Raw genomic sequence first — 19,192 nt, 5'->3', positions numbered from 1 at the left:
AAATGATCATTCTCTTGTAGCGTATACTGATATCTTTACGTTTTATGAGGAACCATTAATCTAAAAAACCACTCACTATGAAAAACCTACTTTTTCTTTTTGTAGCCTTTGCACTTGTTTCCTGTAAAAAATCGGAAAGATATGGTCCGCTGAACTTAAAAAACGGACAAGAGGTCGAACTACTTGTAAGCCCTCGTTATGCTGCTGATAATGATTTGCTTTTAAAGCTGCCGGGCAATGTAGATGCTGGCGCTTCGTTATCGGGTTTTGATGAAAGAGAACCTGGTTATTCTTACCGCGTTAAAGCCCGGTTCAACCGCGATAAAGAGCCACTTCAAGACGGACCTGAGTACTACTTTATTTTCGAAAAAATCCTTAGCAAAGAGCAATATAAAGGAAGTGAATCTTTCACTGTGCAACTCATTACCAATTACGCTGTTGGCGGACCAAATATCAGGCTAAGCAAAACCGGAAACAATTATTACATGATTCCAGATAAGTTACAGCTCACTTATGCAAACAGCACCATACAGAACGAACTTGAAGAAATCTGGCTAAATGCACAGGAAATCCGTGCCAACTGGCAGCAAGGTCAGCGACCAAAATGGAAAGCCATTAAAGCTACCGTTACGCACGATCCGCAGAAGTTTGGAAAGGCCTATCTGGTACAACAGATCCAATTTATTGATTAACAGAAAATATAAAAGGAGCATGGTCGAAAGGCATGCTCTTTTTGGTTTTACAATGTCTTGTCATCTAAGTCGCGTTTAACCCCTTAACTTGTCGTTTTTACACATGAACACCCAGTTGGCTTTATGATACCTTTGAATAAATTAAATCAGAAAACAATATGGCAACTCAAATTTTTGTGAACCTATCCGTTAGCGACCTTAACAAATCGGTAGAATTTTTCACCAAACTTGGTTATACTTTTAACCCGCAGTTTACCAACGAGAAAGCAACCTGCATGATCATCAGCGATACCATTTACGTGATGTTGCTGACCAAACCCTTTTTTCAGACTTTTACTACAAAAGAAATTGTAGATGCGCACCAGGCCATAGAAACTTCCATTGCTTTATCGGCCGATAGCAAGGATGCCGTTAACGAAATGGTCGATAAAGCTGTATCTGCCGGCGCCACGATACCCAATCCGGCTACCGATTACGGGTTTATGTACCAACATAGTTTTGATGATCTTGACGGCCACCATTGGGAATATGTATGGATGGATCCAAACGGGACACCTGAGCACCAGGGATAGTTTATATATTTAATTAAACAACAAAGGGCAAGCGACGGATTTTCGTTCTTGCCTTTTTTGTTTTGGGTTATTCAATAAATGCGATCAACAGCCATTGATCCGTAGCAGGTAATCGTGGTTAGGTAAATTAACCTGATCTAATTTATCAATTTTGTTTTACGAGACGCTAAGACGATTTATATTAGAAAAAGCCTGATAGGGCTAGCCAGTTTGGAACGAAACAAAAGGGATAATTTACTGAAATACAATATATACTATCTTTTTTATACTGCGCTATGCATTTAATTATTTGTTTTTATACCTTTAAATGAAGAATCTTTTTTTAGTCGCTAATTAAAATATTATGGCAGATCAGGAAGTCATTAAACATGTTAAAAAAACACATAAAATCTTGACCAGCAAAGAGCATAGTTTGTGGCACAAGGTAGGAGAGTTTATTTTAGAAATCATTATAATTGTTTTCGCGCTAAGCTTATCGATATGGTTACATGAATGGAGCGAGCATCGGCACCAGCAAAAGGAAGTCAGGGAATTTATGTCTGATCTTACAATAGAAATAAATAAGATGCTTGGAGAAAAGCAATTAGAAATTAGCGAGTTATCGACTATAGACCAAAAAATTAAAAATATTACGAATACCGACCAAATCACGAAGGTCATCACTGGTAAATATGTATTTTATAACATAAATTCCAGTTTTGAAGGTTTTAAGGCTAGCGGGAAGATCGCCTTCATAGAAGATAGCAACTTACGGAACGAAATTCTAAGATATTATCAGGATTTACTTCCTGCAGTCAATGCAGCGAAATCGAACCTGGAGGAATCTAAGAAAAAAATTCTGTATGAAATCAATTCACATCCTGAAGGCTTCACTGGGACAAAATTATACCGATATCTCTATAGTGATTATATCATGTCGGTCAATGGGTATACACTTATGACAACATTCTCTATAAAAAAAGGGAAAGAGATCGTAAATCAGATTCAAAAGTTGGAGAAATAAGTTAAATAAAAGAAAATACGTAAACTAATGCGGTGTTGCCTGTAGCAGTATTTGCCGGGCTTCCTTCGGATACGGTACCTTGCTGGCCTTCCTGAAAGCTTTCATCTCCATCCCGAAATCGGTCCATTCTGGTTTTTAGGCAATTTTATTTAATCTGTAATAAAATGTCTCAACCTAACATGACAATTCAAGCGACTTATGATGTCGGTTTTTTTCAATATCATTGAAAAAAATTGCCCTATCCAACCAGCCTGACATCACGTATATCAATATAGAAAACATTACCTGCTACGGGACTTTTCTAAAAGAACTATAAATAGAAACTCAAATTAATATCCGCAATATCTGGCCGAATAAATTTACTTTTACCATTGGAGATGGTGATTTGCTTTTTGCAACTAAGACCTATCATTTTTTTGGCAAACGACCTCCTTTTTTATACCTTATTTTCTAAAGTTTCGGACAAATATGGATACTTATCGCTTCCGTTTTAATAACAGCAAGAAAACTTCAACTATTCTGTTTTGGTTTTTTACCTCCCTGCTGACGATTGCTATTTCAGGAACAACCATCACTTTACTATCAGATCCACGCCCGTTTTTCCCGGCCTGGCTATTGCTGATTTCCGTACCCTTAATGTTAACGGCCCTTTACAAACTTTTTAAAGCGGCCTCCGAAAGGAAGTCGGCTGAAATTATTTCATTCAGCAAAGAAGGTTTTAACAGTTCCTGTTTTGGTCCTGTTTTGTTTTCAGAAATACGCGCTATTCGGGTTCCTGTAAGAGAAATTGCGCTAGTGGGAGGACTACAACACGGCTATTACAAAAAAACAGATGCCGATATTCCTTACCTGGAATTTTCGATGACTACGCGGGATGGAAAAATGTTAAAGTGGATACTAAATGAATGGGATGGGCTGTACAATTCAAAAGAAGATTTTTCCACTTTCTTTAACTTTCTTACAGCACTAACCGATCAGCTGCATCAACTTTATCACACTAACGAACCTTATACCAGCTATTTAAAAATTCTTGATGAAAAAGGTGCCTGGGAAAAGCGAGGTTAACAGGTCATCTCACACTCCCAAACGCAAAAGACCCACAAATTTCGTTGTGGGCCATTTTGTAAAATACCGATCGTTAATATTCAATACAGGCTAATTAAAATGTGAGGTTAAAACTGCCCCCAACAGCATCCCTATTAAAAGGGTAATGATCAGCATTAACGTGATTGAAATACCAATAAGGCTGTTTCTCTTTTTCAATTTAATAAACTATCGTAATTGGAATTGATTTATAAATATTGCTGTTATAAGTGTAGTTTTTGTAAAGAATCACTAAATTATACTTTCCAGATTCCCATGCCTTTTCCCCGGTAATCGGATTGGGCATTGGTTCATTGCCGTCTTTTTCTGCTCCTATGGTGATTGTTTCGCCACCATACACGCCATTGATTTGCCTCAGCGTAGCTATTTTAGAGGCACTTGGAAGGCCTTTATGTTCGACTTTAGAAATTACAATCGCTTTGCTGAAATCAAGCTTATCGATAGATTCTGGAAAATAATTTGCTTTTCTTTTGATGAGCACCGTGTATAATATGCCATCACCCTTTATTTCGCTTACCTGGGCATGGGCTGTAAATTCATCACCTTTTTTAAAAATAAGTTCCTGCTCTACAAAGGTATCCATATAGTAAATCACGTTGCCATTTCTCGAAAAAATATCCCGCCCAATTTTTGGGTCAACGGGCATATTTGTCGCATCGATGATGGTGAAGTCTGCTTTGATTTCGAGCTTTGTTCCGTTTTCATCCCATACGATAAAGTAAAAATCATACTTGCCTTCAGGCGCTTCGGCCGGAATGGTGAAATGCTTGTGTACATTCGTATTTTTCGCACCGTTATATTGTGTCCATGCCAGTTCAAATTTCCAGTTGGCGGTATAGGTTTGTCCTGCTTTCTGCAGTATCTTAATCTCTACCCCTTTAATTTTGTCGCCGGCAACCACATCTGCATTTAAGTGGAAATCTCTTCCGCGTATGGCCTGTTTGTTGTTGGCTGTACCTATTTCTACACTGGTAGCCGTTGGCGCAAGTATTTCAGGTTCATTGTCTTTTTTACAGCTTGTTGCAAAAATGCTTAGCAAGCCAAAAAGAATCAGCGTTTTTAATGGATTATTTTTCATTTTAAAGGTTTAAAAAGGAAATCCAAAAGCTCATCATTTTCGAAAGTTAGAGATGCTTGTCAGTTTCGTTAACAAACTGATTTCTCCACGTTCTTTGCCCAAATAATGCAGTTTATGACCATGCTTTTGAATATCCTTATATTTTAATGATTAATGTTCAGTGCTATTCTCGAAACCCAAAAGTGTAAGTCTTACCGGCCTTGAGGTAACTTTGTGTTTAACCACTTTCGAGAAATCAGTTAAATCTATTTGCTGCACTTCGCCAGCACCTGGAACAGCTATATAGGCATATCTAGCAGTAGCTTCTAAAACTGGTTTATAAGTATCGGTTGTTGCAACAGCACTTATTGCAGCGCCTTCTTTTTTTAGGTTCCCTGAAGTTAAATCGTAAATTCTCAGTTTGCCATCAAGCGTTAGCACCAATAAATTTTTGCCGGCATAATCTATCTTGCATTGAAAAGCATCTGCGCCGGTGTAAATTGGTGTGATTCGATTAGCCGTGAGGTCTATTAAGTAAGCGCCTTTGGTCGCTACATAACCAATAAACTTTTTAGCGTTTTCTGCATACAAAATCGTGGCCAGGCGAAATGCACCAAAACCATCCGGATTTGGAATAACACGCTGTGTACCATTTTGCGCCACCACTAAAACACCACCAGCAGTTGCCGCCGCAGAGGTGAAAGCGCCAAATACTGCATTTTGCCCATCGCTGGCATTACCGTGTATATTGCCAACCTCCTGTGTAGCGGCATGAACCAATGTTCCGTTTTTATCTGTAACAATTACCCTGGTTGGAGAAGCGCCAGCAGTTGCCGTAGCAGTAATGGCATAATTACCATTGGTAAATTGAGCCATTGCACCATGGTGTGGTAATAAACCCGCATTAATGGTTTTAAATTTTGCATTGGCGGTGTTGAAATCTGCATCGTTACCCACGCTTAAAGTTCCTTCACCATCATTAAAGATTAAGGATTCCGTTCCTTTACTTTTAAAATGGGTTGGTTTAATGCCATTAGCGGTAATAGCAGCCCATTTGGCAATACCATCCACATCAACATGATCGTCATGAGATTGCAAACCGCTATCAAAAACTTCTACCAGATTTTGTGCACCATACAACACTGCAGCATAACGCCCGGAGGCTGTTGCATAAATATTGGCTAAAGGGTATTTACCGATGAACGTAGATGTTTTAGCTGTAAAAGGATCTATTTGGGTTAACGTTGTCGATGTTTCATCACTGACCAGTACGCGTACAAATTTTTGCTCTTTTGCCGTAACTACGGGTTCTGGTTCTGGCGTATTGTTGTCTTTTTTACAAGCTGCGAAACTTATCGCAAGCAAGAAAAATAATGAAGCGGTTTTAAGTTTGTTTTTAGTGTTCATTTTTTTTTGTGTTTTAAAATAAATTGATGATTTGTTAATTGATTTTGATGCTTAATCCCTTAAGCGTTTGCCATCCGGTTTTATCGGTCAGGCGAATTAAGAAATGATAGTCTCCTGCATCCACATCTGCAGGCACAGTTACTTCTTGCGCCATTTCATATGTTTTTTGCCCTGATGGTATTGGAAAGTCCTTGATCAGCAGGAATGGCTTTACCGGTTGCTTTACTGCCCCCAAATTGCATTCGTTCACTTCTGTACTGTGATTGTGGTGATCGAAATTGTGGTGCACGTCGATACTTACTGAGCCGAGCTCAACATTATCGTTCAGTTTTGCTTTGAAAATGAATTTTTCACCTCGTTTAATAACAGCACATTGTTGAGGAAAGGCCGATCCGGTTACATCAATTGTTGGGTATTCGGTATCGATTTCTTCATTGCCTTTTTTACAGGCAGATAACACAAGGATGAAGCTTAAAAAGAGCAATGGCAATTGTTGTTTTTTCATGGTTTTAATGATTAATGATGATGGAAATTGAAAGGCATTTTCACGGTCAAGACGAAATTTCTACCTTGTTCCGGTAAACCGATTAAGCGGTAAAAACTGGTGTGATTGAGGTATCTGGTGTTGAATACATTTTGCAATTGCGCATTAATATTCAGCGGATATTGCCCGATTTGAAGCTTTGCGCCAGCCTGCAGATTGAACAAGCTGTAACCTGCTGTTTTCCGCTCTGGTGGAACAATGTTATTTTGCCTGGCCGTAAGGCGATAATCCAGCGAGAAATAAGCATCAGTACTGCCAAGAAACTTTTGTGGCGCATAGCTTACATTGAACAATGCAGAGGCCGGCGGGGAAAAAGGCAGGGTGTATCCTTTTTTATCCCCTGATAATTGCTCAGCATATAAGTACTCGGCCAATAACTCCGTGCTCCACTGTTTGCTGAACTGATATTTAACCTGCATTTCTCCGCCATAGCGCATGACTTCACTTTGCGCATATTCGAAAACCTGATTACCCGCACCGTAGAAATAATCATGTGCCGATGTGGGATTTAAATAAATGTAATTCGGGAAATAATTGAAGAATGGGCTCAACTTGACCGACGATTTCCCTGCAGTAAATGCCACTGAAAAATCGGCCTGATAAGATTGCTCCGGATTTAAATTTGGATCGCCTTTTTCATAACTGAAATAATGGTAATTCACACCATTGGCACCTAATTCCTTTGCGATAGGCATGCGAAAACTCTTTCCAACATTTGCTTTAAACTCCAGCAGGTCTAAGTTGTAATTGAGGCCCAGCGACCATACCAGGCTGTTGAAATTCCTCGTTAAATCATTTGCCCTTACCAGTTGCATCATACTGCCACTATTGGTTTCGGAACTAAACCAATCGCTGTACCTGAACAGATCAAGCTTTGCCAAATCATATCTTACTGCGCCATGAAGCAGTAATTTATCGCTCACTTTCCACTTATCATAAGCATATACACCCAAACTTTTTTGCTGAAATGCGGGCACTAAAAAACTCCAGCCATTAATCAGATTATCCTGCAATTCGCCATTCATGCCAACCTGTAAGAGATGTTTACCCAGCGTGATCTGATCTTTTGCATTGAACGAATAAACCTGTTTATCAAATTCCCTTTCCAAATCAATCGGAATGGTCATTGTGGCCGGATAAACAGCTGGCATAAAGCCGTGATTAACATAGTGATTATACTCCTGACGGAAATTATGCTGATAACCCAATTCTAATTCAACTGCATGCCTGTTTAAAGAAAAAGCTGTTCTGTTGATGATCTTAAAATGATTTACTTTTTGGTAAGGCATCAATAGATCACGATCGCTCGCATCATGCAAATCGGCATCAACACGTCTGGGCTCAAGCCCATGGGCATTGGCGAAAAAACCACTTTTGCTAAAAGTGTTGCTCAAATAAAAAATGGATTTGAATTTTTCGCTAACATATCCTGTGTTAAAATGGATTCCAGTTTCTCTGCCAGCTGTATTCCGGAGGTAATTTTTGTGTAGGCCAACCGCAAAATCATACACATATAAAGTGTCAGTAGGTACCCGATAGTCGCCATAATTTTGATAGGTAAACCGGCCGTCGAAAAATAACTTTTCCTTTCGTTGAAATAACCGAACCGAAGTGCCGTACAAGCCATTGTTACTTTTACCAATCAAATTCACCTCGCCACCAAAACTCTTAGGCGCAGGTTGTGATGGTGCTTTGATATGAATAGCGCCACCTATGGCATCAGCACCATAAGCAAATGATGCGGCACCTTTTATAAGTTCGACCTCTTCAGCCGCAAACTGGTCAATTTCTAATCCGTGATCTGCTCCCCATTGCTGTCCTTCATGTTTTATTCCTTTATCAATGACCACCACCCGGTTAAAGCCCAGGCCGCGTATCAAAGGTTTAGATTGCCCCGAACCAATACCAATGGTTTTGATCCCTGGTAACCGCTGTAGCGTATTCATTAAACTTCCACCCAAATTGCGTTGAATGAAATCAGCTTTAACGATTTCTACATTTAACGATTCGGATCTGCGGCGCTCCACTGCGGCATTGTTTTTTATCGTCACTTCGTTCAGCAAATAAGAATGTGGCTGTAATTTTAAAACCAATTGAATCGCATTTCCGTTGACTACAATCTTATTTCTAATGCGGTGGAAACCCATGGCATTTACCTGTAACTCGTATGCTCCATTTACAAGTTGAAAAGAAAACTTGCCCTGGGCATCACTGATCGCAAAAATATTAGTATGGCTTAATTTGACGGTTATACCCTCAAGTGCCTGATGAGTACCATCGGTAACCACGCCATTTACGGTGTAGGTTTGGGCAAATAAACCGTGACAAAAAAATGTGCTAAATAATAGCATCATTATTTTCTTCATAGAAAAATCGATACGCTAACGCGAATTTTAGGACAAACCGAAATCAATCCTTCAGCCGCCGTTAAAAACTGGATATGGGAATTTTTTTGCCACTAAGGGGCATAAGAAGGCAAGAATGGCCTTGTTTTAAGAATTTAAAATGGGCGGGCCTTTATTGGTAAAGCCCTGTAAAGTAAATTTATAACATCCAATATAATACCTGCCTGCAAACGCTGCAGCAGATTTTACTGGCAGGGTGAATTCGAAATGATGAACATTTAAAATTGGTACCGAGTGATGGTGTGCTAAGTAGTCGCAGACCGCACAACTTTTAACCAGTTTCTGAATAGAGGTTTGATGATGGTGTTGTTGACCTGGTGAATCCTGGTGATGATGATGGAAAATCTGCAAAAAAGATGTGCCTACAAAAAGTATAATCAACCAGAGGGCTAAAATACTTTTCACATATTGCTGATATGTAGCTTGCTTTTTCAAATCGCAACAAAATTGCATTAATAAATTTAGTAATGCAAACTAAGTTGTTGTTTTTTTCTCGTCCGACAGCGATATAAAATAAAAAAAGCCTTACCACGATGTGGTAGGGCTTTAAATCTGCTCCCTTCGCCTGCTCAGGATAAACTTCTCGCCCGACCCCAAAAGCAAAAACCATGTACTTTTCTTGAAATTGGTAGATGATTCAATAGATAACTTATTCCAATATTTCTTTTTTTTCACCTCGTTTTGTAGGAGGATATCCAAAATACTTTTTAAATGCAAAGGAGAAATGTGAAAGGTTTTCAAATCCGGTTTCAAGATATACTTCAATTGGCTTTCTTCCTTTCTCAAACAACTGATGGTGGGCAAGCTCTAACCGTTTTTGGATGAGCCATTTCTGAGGTGTTGTATGGAAAGATTTTTTGAAGTCACGTTTAAATGTGGTCAGGCTTCTACCTGTCATTCGACCAAACTTTTCCATATTCATATTGAACATGTAATTCCGTTCCATAAAATCTACAATATTGATTTTCTCTAATTGAGAAAAATCGGCTAATACATTATCTATATTAGGATCAAGCGCCCTTAGAATTGTAATAGCCTCTTCAATCTTCACGGATATGATTTTTTCTGGTAATTCGCTTTCTAGATCATAGTATGGGATTAATGAAGCAAAAAAACTTTCAAGCATGGGGTGTTTTTCATAAGTTTTGACCTGATGGTTGTTAACCTCTGTGAATTGGGGCAGATTGCCTGCATAAAACTCCTTAAGCCTATCTGGTCTGAAAAATATAACAATTGCTTTATAGGGTAAACCATCCTTAGGGTTTTTGATCAAAGTAGATAATTGGTTGCTAGGAAAAAGAAGGGTATCTCCTGGGCCAAAAATATAGGAACGATCGGCCTGGACAACTTTCATTTCGCCAGAAATGATTCTTGCGAAAGAGTGATGCTCCATTGCAATCTCATCCTTGAAGTATTTTTCCTCTATACAGGATAAAAGTATTTCAGCGTATTGACTTTGTTCTTTTCCAGACATATTGATCAAAATTTAAATCTACGCAATAAAAGGAGATTGGAAATAGCCAATCTCCATATTAATAATTGAGCTTCAAATTACAAAAAGAGCACCTGTTAGTTTTTCGCTTAAAGTCCAAAGCTTTTTAGCAGATTCTTCTTCTAATGCATAAGGCATTACCTTTTTCATCAAGCCAGTTTCCATCGTTGCGTCAGGTAGTAAATAATCTAGCTCTGCAATTTCGTTATCTTCACAGTATACACCTCCAAACCCATTTAGTTTAGGACTTGTTGCACACCAAACCGTCGTTGAAGCGCCTTGGGAAATAGATTTCAATCCTTTTGAAGGATCATTGATCACCTTTCCGGTCTCATCAAATACGCCGTAGGCGACCAAATCTTCATGCGGTACATTTCTGCCTAGTTCAGTCTCTGAAATAATGCCAGGATGTAGTGAAAATGAACTAATGCCAAATTTTTTGCCTCTGTTATTCAATTCCAATGAAAAAAGAATACTCGCTGTTTTCGATTGTCCATATGCAGAGAAGGATTCAAACGCTCTGTCAACAAAGTTGGGATCATCAAATATAAAGGGAGAAAAGTGATGTCCCCATGATGAAACATTGATCACCCTTGCTGCTCCATCTTTAACCAATGCATTCCAAAGTTTAGCCGTTAATTGAAAGTGGCCTAAATAATTGGTAGCAAGCTGCGATTCATATCCCCGTTCATCACGTTGTAACGGAACCCACATAATACCAGCATTATTGATCAGCAAATGTAGCGATCTGCCAGATTCTAAGAACTTCTCTGCAAATGCGTCGATTGAACTTGGATCCATGAGGTCTATTGTTTCTACTTCAACGTTTGCAATTCCCGCTAAGTTCCCTTGCGCTTTTTCAATATTTCTCGCAGGCACGATAACTGTCAGACCAGCTGACACTAATGCTTTAACTGTTTCCAGGCCGATTCCTGCATAACCACCTGTCACAATTGCTGTTTTTCCTGTAAGGTCAATCCCTTTGATCACATCATGTGTAGTTGAAGCTGCATCAAAGCCTGACCCTAAGGGATGCTGCAGTGCGCCATTATAATTATTTTGCTCCATTTCTTTAGCTTTTATGCACAAGTTCCAATTCATAACCATCTGGATCCAGTACCCAAGCAGCATAATAACCTGGATAGTATTCTGGAAAGATTCTTGGTGCATGTATAGATTCGGCACCAGCTACTATAGCTTCTTTATAAAATGATTTAATCTGTTGGTGGTCTTTAGCCACAAATCCAATATGCACTCCACTCGGGTTAGGATTGCCTTCTTTTAGCCAGAAAAATATGGTATTGCTATCGCCATAACCTTTTAAGTCTGGGTGGCCATCTTCACCTTTGAAATCCATAGACAAAGAGATACCCATTGGTTCAAAAACTTTAGTATAAAAAGCCATTGAACGCTCAAAACTGCTTACTGTTAATATAATGTGATCTATCATAATTTTGATTTTTTGTATACTCAAAGATAGGTCGGCAAATTAGCTACAGCTTTGTTTTAAGGGCTTATTTTACTTTGTTTAAAAGGCCAACTCTAGTGGAATGGATAAGGAAATGAGTAAAGTGACTCGTCAGTTAAAAACTCTATGCTATAGTTATAATAACATTGAACCGAAAAAACAGACAATCTTGCATATAACCTATTCGATAAGAAGGCATTAGTAGAATTAAATTGAAAATTTTAAAGACTTTGCACTGTATTGATGCGGCCTTCATCTGCGCTACGCAACAATTTGAAAATCAAGCCAAAACAAAAATGCCTTTCACGATATCGTGAAGGGCCTTGGCTCCCTCTGTTGGGCTCCCTTCGCCTACGCTCAGGATAGACTTCTCGCCGAGCAGGAATATAAAACAAAAAAGCCTTACGACGGTGTTGTAAGGCTTTCAATCTGCTCCCTCTGCTGGGCTCGAACCAGCGACCCTCTGATTAATCCCGCACGTGCGGGACGCTAACCAGCTGAGCTAAGATTCCTATTAACTCAAACATTCAATAAGTCTCTCTATTAAACTTCTACTTCTCTGTTTTTTTTATAAATCTTTCGATCTTGACAGCCTCTGACTTTAGATTGTCACAGGCGTAAACTACTTTTAAAACCCAAGGGCGGTGATTAGCGGTATAGGTTTGGGTCCATAAAAACCTTTAAAAACAAAAAAGCCTTACAACGGCGTTGTAAGGCTTTCAATCTGCTCCCTCTGCTGGGCTCGAACCAGCGACCCTCTGATTAATCCCGCACGTGCGGGACGCTAACCAGCTGAGCTAAGATTCCTATTAACTCAAACCATCAATAAGTCTCTCTATTAAACTTCTACTTCTCTGTTTTTTTTATAAACCTTTCGATCTTGACAGCCTCTGACTTTAGATTGTCACAGGCGTAAACTACTTTTAAAACCCAAGGGCGGTGATTAGCGGTATAGGTTTGGGTCCATAAAAACCTTTAAAAACAAAAAAGCCTTACAACGGCGTTGTAAGGCTTTCAATCTGCTCCCTCTGCTGGGCTCGAACCAGCGACCCTCTGATTAACAGTCAGATGCTCTAACCAGCTGAGCTAAGAAGGAGTACTGGTCGTTTCCTAAAACGAGGTTTATTTCACTTTGCAGTTAAATACCCTTGTTCGTTTTGGGAGTGCAATATTAGCGCTTTTAAACTATTTATGCAAAAATTAATTCAATTATTATTTAAGAAAACGATCCTCCATTTGCAACGGAGGATCGTTTCGTATATTTCAAACTGAATATCAGACCATTACCAATTAGGGTTTAACAATCCATGGCGCCAGGTTAATATCATCAATTCCGCTATATTGGCGAAGTAGAGCCTGTTTTAGGTTTTCGCCATTGGTCGTTCTTTCAATAATAGGGTACTGAAAACGTTTCGGAATCCTTTGGCTGTTGCCTGTGCCCGGCCCTACCTGGAATTCAGGTATGCCTGTTCTGCGGTACTGATAATAAGCTTCGAAACCCGAATTACGAAAAAACGCCAGGTATTTTTGGGTTAGGATTTGTGTTAAACCCGCAGCCGTATTACCTGCATACTTGATAACAGGCTGTGCATAATAATCCGTCTCGAAAGTGAAGTTTACATTGTAAGTTTCAAATTCGCCAAGTTTACCGTCCTTTTTCAAAAAGGTTACCACATTGCTGCCATCTTTAATGCCATAGAAAGCAATAGACGCCTGGATGCCTTTTTTATACCAGCTTTCGGCATCGCCGGTAGCCCAGCCACGGTTAATGCCTTCGGCTTTGATAAAACAGAGTTCAGGATAAGAAATGATAAAGGTATTTTCGGCAGTATAACCGCTGTAATACCGGTTACGACCAATAAGCGAATACAATCCTTTCTGTACTTTATCCAGCATCACCCCCTGATCTTCGCCAGAGCTTGCGCCGATAAAATTGCGGTAATCGGTAATGGCATAACCATTGGCCTCAGCTATTCCTCTTGCTGGCTCGGCAACCATATAGGCTCTTGGGTCTTTATAATTCGAAAGTGTATTTAAATAAGTACCAGCCATGTTATATCGCAAAGCATCATTACCAAAGTTATCCTTGTTGTTTGGGTATTTGTTAAAACTTTCGTTGTACACAAACTGCAGGTTATCGGCCATGCTATCCATTACCGGGTATTTGCCTGCATTACCCAATACCGCAGCAAACTGTTGTTTAACCTGCAAATCGGCATCGTCTACTTTGGCACTCAACTGGATCAGGGTTCTTAATTTAAAGGTATTCACTACCTTTTGCCAGGCAATCAGGTCATTTTTAAGGTAGATATCGCCTTTTAATTCTTTGTTGCCCGCAGCAATTAAAGCGGTTAAATCTTTGTTCGATTCCTCTAACCAGGTTAACGATTGTTTAAAAATATCTTTTTGGGTATCGTACTTTGGAGTCAGGTTAGCGAAACCTTTTAAAGCTTCCGTCATCGGTAAATCGCCTACTTTCAAACTCATTTTCACAAAGAAATAGGCTTTAAAGAATTTAGCCAAAGCCAGGTAAGGCTTAGCTACTGCACCACCTAAACGATTGGCTTCTTCTTCCATTTTAACCACATTTTTTAAAGTAGTATAATCTAAAGTAGCACCTGTCCAATCGTAGTTATTGTTGGCATAATAGAAATAATTAGCTGCTGTATATTGGTTCCATCTTTCCGAGCCCGAAAAGGGGGCTTCATACATGTCGAACAAAATACCATTCAACAATAAGTTTGGCGGAACCGTTTCGGCCTGGTTTGGATTTTTAAAATTTTCTTCAAATTCTTTCTTACATCCGCCACAAACAGCAACGATAATGAAGAGGAACAGGGTTTTATATATTGATTTCATGTTCTAGCGATTAAAAAGTAACATTAAGGTTAAAGCCTACACTTCGTGTAGTTGGTGTTTGCAGCGTAGAGGTACCTTCTCTACCCGAATACTGATCTACATCCACATCATTATAGGTAGAATTGATAAAGTACAACAGGTTACGTCCTACTACCGAAATATTGGCCGATTTGATAAATGTGCGCTCCAATAATTTTTTAGGCAACTGGTAACCAAAGGTTACTTCGCGTAATTTGGCGTAGGTACGGCTCATCATGGTATTTTCTTTGGCACCATAAAAAACACCCAGATAATCTTGTAATAACTGAGGGGTGGTGTTTGGTGTAAAAGACAGGTCGCCGTAGTTGGTAATTACACCTGTAACCGGATCGAAGTTAAGTTTACCGCCGTTGGCAATAACCACCCCATCGCCTACCCAGGTACCTTTGTAAGTTGGATCGTTTACACGCAGGTAATCCTGGTATCTGGCCTCACCCATTTTACCCTGAATGGTTTCGATCTGACGACCACCCTGAAACGATTTTAACCTTACATAATCTTGCATTACTCCACCCACTTTACCATCTAACTGGAAGCTGAAAGAGAAGTTTTCATACCTGAATTTATTACCAATACTCCATACCCAGTTTGGATCGGCATGGCCTAACAATTGATTCACCGGCAAGGAGATTGGTGTTCCGCTTGAAGTATGGATTACCTGTCCGCCTGGTGTTTTAGCTAAAACTGAACCGTAGATATTATCGATTCGGTCGCCGGTTTTAAAGAACTGATCAACCGATGTTTCGCCCGGTGCAAGTTCTTTGTAAATCTGTTTGTAGGTCGACCAGTTGATCATTACGTCCCAGCCAAATTTATCGGTCAGAATTGGTGCGCCCGATAAACTTAACTCTACACCACTGTTTTGCGTTTTACGGCCGTTAATGGTATTGGTTTGGTAACCTGTAGCTGCCGAGATATTTTGTCTGATAATTTTAGGCCCATCGATATACCTGAAATAGGTCGCTTCGAAACCTAATCGGTTTTTAAGGAATTTAAGGTCGATACCCCCTTCGTAATTGGTTCTGCTCTGTGCTTTTACTGCATTCAGATCGATCAGGTTATTGGTATAATAGGCGCCTGTTTGATTGTTATAGGTTGGCCTGATGCTATATGGCGAAGAAAGACCATAACCAGGGCCGCCATATGACGAAGTGTATTCTGCACCATAACCAATCGGATAAGATTGCAATGGCGTTGCCCCAATAAATTCCTGTGTACCCAAACCCGGATCTTTAACGTTTGCATACGATGCCCTTACTTTTGCAAATGAAATAAAAGCAGGCATTTTTACATAATCGGAAATTACCGAACTTAACGAAACCGAAGGATAGAATGCAGCATTGTTGCCCGGAGCAAGTGCAGAGTTTTTATCTACACGACCTGTGGTATTGATATTCAGGTATTTTTTAAAGCTTAAATCAACAGAATAAAAGGCACTTAATACCAACATTTGAGAATTGAAATCGAAAGCTTTTACCGGATTTTTAGAGTTCGAAAAGTTATATACGTTCGGAACGTTTAAATAATCGGTAGTGGTAAAACTCGAGTTGTAACTGAAGTTACGGGCATTACCGCCACCAAAAGCACTGATCTCAAATAAATCGCCAACGTTTTTGTTGTATTTCAAAATCAGCTGGGTATTGTTTTCGAACATGCTACGGCGGTCTTCCCTGTAATCACCTAAACCTTCCTCGCGTCCGTACGGGTGGGCAGAAAATGGCATTTTCTCGGTTCTTAACTGATCGTAGGTCGAAATTTGTGTTTTTAACAAGACGTCCAGTCCTTTGGTTACATTATAGTTTAATGAAGCATAACCGTTAATATCGTTCTTTTTATGTCCGCGCAACCATTCGTACGACATAAAATAAGGATTATGGTAACGCTGGTATTCTGCATAGATAGACTGGATGCCTTCTTTGCCTGGCTGCCAGTAGTTTTTCATGTCGTCGATATTCCAGTCGGCACCGCCCCAAAGCGTCATGTTATAAATCACACTATTCGGACCATAGTTTACATCCGGTATGTTATCAGAAAACTGACGACTGTAATTGATATAGGCTTCGGCCCTTAATTTCGGGCTGATGTTATAAGAACCACTTACATTAAAATTATTGATATTTAATTGTGTGTTTGGTATAATTCCTTTCTGGTAATTATTGGAAATAGAAACCCTTAAATTATACTTATCCGTTGCAGAAGATAAAGCAATGTTGTTTGCAGAAAGTAAACCGGTTTGGATGAAACGCTTTAAGTTATCCTTTCCACGGGCCACCCATGGCGTACCCTGGCGCACGCCGTTTACCACCGGACTATCGTATTGCGGGATTAATTGCCCTTCGAATTTTGGACCCCAGATATCGTAATCGCCATCGTTTAAGCCACCACCTTTTCCATCGCCAAAGGCATAGGCACTGTGCTCACCTGGCCCGTACTCGTCCTGGCTTTTTGGTAAAGCGATAAAGCCTTTGTTAAACTGCGTGCTTGAGTTTAGTTCAACTGTAAAACCTTTATCGCTTAACTTACCTCTTTTGGTGGTGATTAATAATGCGCCATTATAAGCCTGATAACCATACAATGCTGCTGCTGCCGGGCCTTTAAGCACGGTGTAAGTGTCAATATCATCGGGATTGATGTTCCAGGTATCTGAATTGATTGGCACCCCATCTACCACGACTAAATTAACATCGTTACCGCGAAGGTAAAGCGACGAGCGACCCAAAAGCTCTGAAGATACCCCAACAGTTAAACCGGCTACCTTTCCCACCAATCCGTTTACCGGATTCGCTTCCCTGGCTTTTACCAGATCGGCACCTTTTACTTCCTGAATAGCATAACCCAGGTTTCTTTTTTCTTTACGGATACCAAGGGCGGTAACCACCACTTCGTTTAAATTTTTCGAGTCTGTTTTTAAAGTTATAGTCAGGTTTGCCCCGGTAACCTGAACTTCCTGAGGAAGAAATCCGATCGAACTCAAAACAAGTGTTTCACCTGTTTTGACATCGAGGCTAAAGTGACCTGATAAATCTGTAGAGGTGGCTTTTTTAGTACCTTTTACCAGTACACTAACACCGGGGATTGGCTGTTGTGCATCGTCTTTAACCAGACCAGCAATTTTTGTTTGCGCCCATGTAAAATAAGGCGTGAGGCATAATAGCAGCAAAACTATCATGCACATCTTCATCTTGTAGAGATGTTTCATTTATCTATAATTTTTTAGGTTTTATAGATGCAATGATAAGATGTGCATGTTAGCGTAATGCCAACTTTCAGTTAACAAAAACGCTAGTTTTTGTTTAGTATTTGTTAACTAAATATTTTCTTAATACTTTCTGCGGCATAGCCTGCGCTGGCCGTCATTCCTTTACCGCCAATAGCTGTACGGATGTGGATGCGATCGTCCAGATCGTATGTTACGATGTGTTTTGTTGCGTGCTGCGGATAAAATCCGGCCCAGGTACTTTGCAGTTTGCGGACATCGAAATCGACAATACGGGCTGCTTCTTCCAGCATCAGCTCATTAACGTGATGGCTTAAATCGAAACCAAGATCGTCGAAATGGTTTACATCGGCATACACATGCGAATCGCCAATAATGATCGTATTATCCGTTGCTTTTTTAAACAGGATATGGATACCCCATTTTTTCAGTTCTTCGTAATGCTCCGGCGTTTTAATGTTTTTAAAAGAAGGACAATAGTGCTCAAAACTCTCATAACGCCTGGTGGTTAAGCCCGTTAAAATATTCCCTGCTAAAGCTACCTCTGGCATAGGAATACTCCGCATCATTTGCAGTTTACTAACCACAATACCGCTTTCGCTAAACAGTTCGGGATAAAGTAATTTAAATTCGTAACCGTTACAGATAATGGCTTTTTCTGCCGTAAAAAGTTCGGCATTGTTTCTTAAACCAACTTCCACACCGGTACCTTTACTTTCGCAGGCGGTAACCGGACTGTTGTATTTAAGGGTGTATTGTGCAAACTTATTCTGCATATATTCATGCAGTCGGTGGATCATTTGATCAGGCGCTACACTAATTTCCTGCGGAAAAAAGATGGCTTCTTTGGCGTAAGAAGATTTAATAGCAGGATATTTTTTTAAAACTGCGTCCTGACTAAGCAATTCAGTTTCATAACCAATGGTATCGTAATGTGCCTTCAGCTCGTGGATCAAAGTCTGTTCATCGTTATCGGATGCGATGTACACACTACCATTTTGCTGCACAGAAATATCAAATTCTTGCTGGATAGATTTATAAATATCTAATCCCGCAACACCGTATTCGAACCATTCGGCTTCCATACCCGAGGGCACCACCTGACCAAAATTGCGCACGGTTGCGCCTACCGGGAAATTGTCTTTTTCGAGCTGCAAAACCGATTTGCCCGAAAGTAATGCATGGTAAGCATGGAATGTTCCTAAAATTCCTCCACCAATTACAATAAGATCGAAATGTTTGTTCATTGTTTATTTTTTTGCTGATGCCTAATGTTTTTGATCTATCCAGGCACCAATGTTATTTAATATTTATTTTAACTACGCAATTCTTT

16 protein-coding genes and 1 tRNA gene are annotated in these 19,192 nt (G+C 39.8%); 4 read left to right on the top strand and 13 right to left on the bottom strand.

The window, feature by feature from the left end:
- Positions 1 to 77: 77 nt before the first annotated feature.
- The 3 genes from AC04QZ_RS13650 (at position 78) to AC04QZ_RS13640 (ending at position 2,267) form a co-directional block, all read left to right on the top strand.
- On the top strand, positions 78 to 692 hold the full coding sequence (locus AC04QZ_RS13650) for a hypothetical protein (protein ID WP_478358198.1): 615 nt from the start codon (positions 78 to 80) through the stop codon (positions 690 to 692).
- Between the two features lie 158 nt (positions 693 to 850).
- Complete coding sequence (locus tag AC04QZ_RS13645) at positions 851 to 1,264, top strand: VOC family protein (protein ID WP_478358197.1); 414 nt, start codon at positions 851 to 853, stop codon at positions 1,262 to 1,264.
- A 343-nt stretch (positions 1,265 to 1,607) separates the two neighbouring features.
- The gene (locus AC04QZ_RS13640; RefSeq protein ID WP_478358196.1) at positions 1,608 to 2,267 is read left to right on the top strand and encodes a hypothetical protein; all 660 of its coding nucleotides are present in this window, start codon (positions 1,608 to 1,610) and stop codon (positions 2,265 to 2,267) included.
- A gap of 1 nt (position 2,268) precedes the next feature.
- Here AC04QZ_RS13640 and AC04QZ_RS13635 read toward each other — a convergent pair whose 3' ends face one another.
- Positions 2,269 to 2,394, bottom strand: coding sequence for a hypothetical protein (locus AC04QZ_RS13635; RefSeq protein WP_478358195.1), 126 nt, complete (start codon positions 2,392 to 2,394; stop codon positions 2,269 to 2,271).
- A gap of 341 nt (positions 2,395 to 2,735) precedes the next feature.
- Here AC04QZ_RS13635 and AC04QZ_RS13630 point away from each other — a divergent pair, with 341 nt between their 5' ends.
- Positions 2,736 to 3,332 (top strand): hypothetical protein, encoded by a 597-nt coding sequence (locus AC04QZ_RS13630; RefSeq protein WP_478358194.1) that lies wholly within the window; start codon positions 2,736 to 2,738, stop codon positions 3,330 to 3,332.
- A 199-nt stretch (positions 3,333 to 3,531) separates the two neighbouring features.
- On the opposite strand, the gene AC04QZ_RS13625 is transcribed toward AC04QZ_RS13630, so the two are convergent.
- The 12 genes from AC04QZ_RS13625 to AC04QZ_RS13570 all read right to left on the bottom strand — a co-directional run bounded on the left by AC04QZ_RS13625 (position 3,532) and on the right by AC04QZ_RS13570 (position 19,106).
- Positions 3,532 to 4,449: a DUF4625 domain-containing protein gene (locus tag AC04QZ_RS13625; RefSeq protein ID WP_478358193.1), complete on the bottom strand. Its 918-nt coding sequence runs from the start codon at positions 4,447 to 4,449 to the stop codon at positions 3,532 to 3,534.
- Positions 4,450 to 4,599: 150 nt separating this feature from the next.
- On the bottom strand, positions 4,600 to 5,835 hold the full coding sequence (locus AC04QZ_RS13620; protein ID WP_478358192.1) for a hypothetical protein: 1,236 nt from the start codon (positions 5,833 to 5,835) through the stop codon (positions 4,600 to 4,602).
- Between the two features lie 34 nt (positions 5,836 to 5,869).
- The gene (locus tag AC04QZ_RS13615; RefSeq protein WP_086549035.1) at positions 5,870 to 6,340 is read right to left on the bottom strand and encodes a DUF4625 domain-containing protein; all 471 of its coding nucleotides are present in this window, start codon (positions 6,338 to 6,340) and stop codon (positions 5,870 to 5,872) included.
- Between the two features lie 11 nt (positions 6,341 to 6,351).
- Positions 6,352 to 8,733: a TonB-dependent receptor gene (locus tag AC04QZ_RS13610; RefSeq protein WP_478358191.1), complete on the bottom strand. Its 2,382-nt coding sequence runs from the start codon at positions 8,731 to 8,733 to the stop codon at positions 6,352 to 6,354.
- Between the two features lie 322 nt (positions 8,734 to 9,055).
- The gene (locus AC04QZ_RS13605) at positions 9,056 to 9,394 is read right to left on the bottom strand and encodes a hypothetical protein (RefSeq protein WP_478358190.1); all 339 of its coding nucleotides are present in this window, start codon (positions 9,392 to 9,394) and stop codon (positions 9,056 to 9,058) included.
- 39 nt (positions 9,395 to 9,433) lie between these two features.
- Positions 9,434 to 10,258, bottom strand: coding sequence for a helix-turn-helix domain-containing protein (locus AC04QZ_RS13600; RefSeq protein ID WP_478358189.1), 825 nt, complete (start codon positions 10,256 to 10,258; stop codon positions 9,434 to 9,436).
- A 72-nt stretch (positions 10,259 to 10,330) separates the two neighbouring features.
- Positions 10,331 to 11,344, bottom strand: coding sequence for an SDR family NAD(P)-dependent oxidoreductase (locus tag AC04QZ_RS13595; RefSeq protein ID WP_478358188.1), 1,014 nt, complete (start codon positions 11,342 to 11,344; stop codon positions 10,331 to 10,333).
- Between the two features lie 4 nt (positions 11,345 to 11,348).
- Positions 11,349 to 11,726 (bottom strand): VOC family protein, encoded by a 378-nt coding sequence (locus AC04QZ_RS13590; RefSeq protein ID WP_478358187.1) that lies wholly within the window; start codon positions 11,724 to 11,726, stop codon positions 11,349 to 11,351.
- Positions 11,727 to 12,766: 1,040 nt separating this feature from the next.
- Positions 12,767 to 12,840, bottom strand: a tRNA-Asn gene (locus tag AC04QZ_RS13585).
- Between the two features lie 194 nt (positions 12,841 to 13,034).
- Complete coding sequence (locus AC04QZ_RS13580) at positions 13,035 to 14,603, bottom strand: SusD/RagB family nutrient-binding outer membrane lipoprotein (RefSeq protein ID WP_478358186.1); 1,569 nt, start codon at positions 14,601 to 14,603, stop codon at positions 13,035 to 13,037.
- A 10-nt stretch (positions 14,604 to 14,613) separates the two neighbouring features.
- The gene (locus tag AC04QZ_RS13575; RefSeq protein WP_478358185.1) at positions 14,614 to 17,841 is read right to left on the bottom strand and encodes a SusC/RagA family TonB-linked outer membrane protein; all 3,228 of its coding nucleotides are present in this window, start codon (positions 17,839 to 17,841) and stop codon (positions 14,614 to 14,616) included.
- Between the two features lie 104 nt (positions 17,842 to 17,945).
- The gene (locus AC04QZ_RS13570) at positions 17,946 to 19,106 is read right to left on the bottom strand and encodes a TIGR03364 family FAD-dependent oxidoreductase (RefSeq protein ID WP_478358184.1); all 1,161 of its coding nucleotides are present in this window, start codon (positions 19,104 to 19,106) and stop codon (positions 17,946 to 17,948) included.
- Between the last annotated feature and the right edge of the window lie 86 nt (positions 19,107 to 19,192).

It is taken from the genome of Pedobacter folensis, assembly GCF_056490665.1.
The sequence above is the reverse complement of the archived record's forward strand: the minus strand, read 5'-3'. Positions and strand labels throughout refer to the sequence as shown.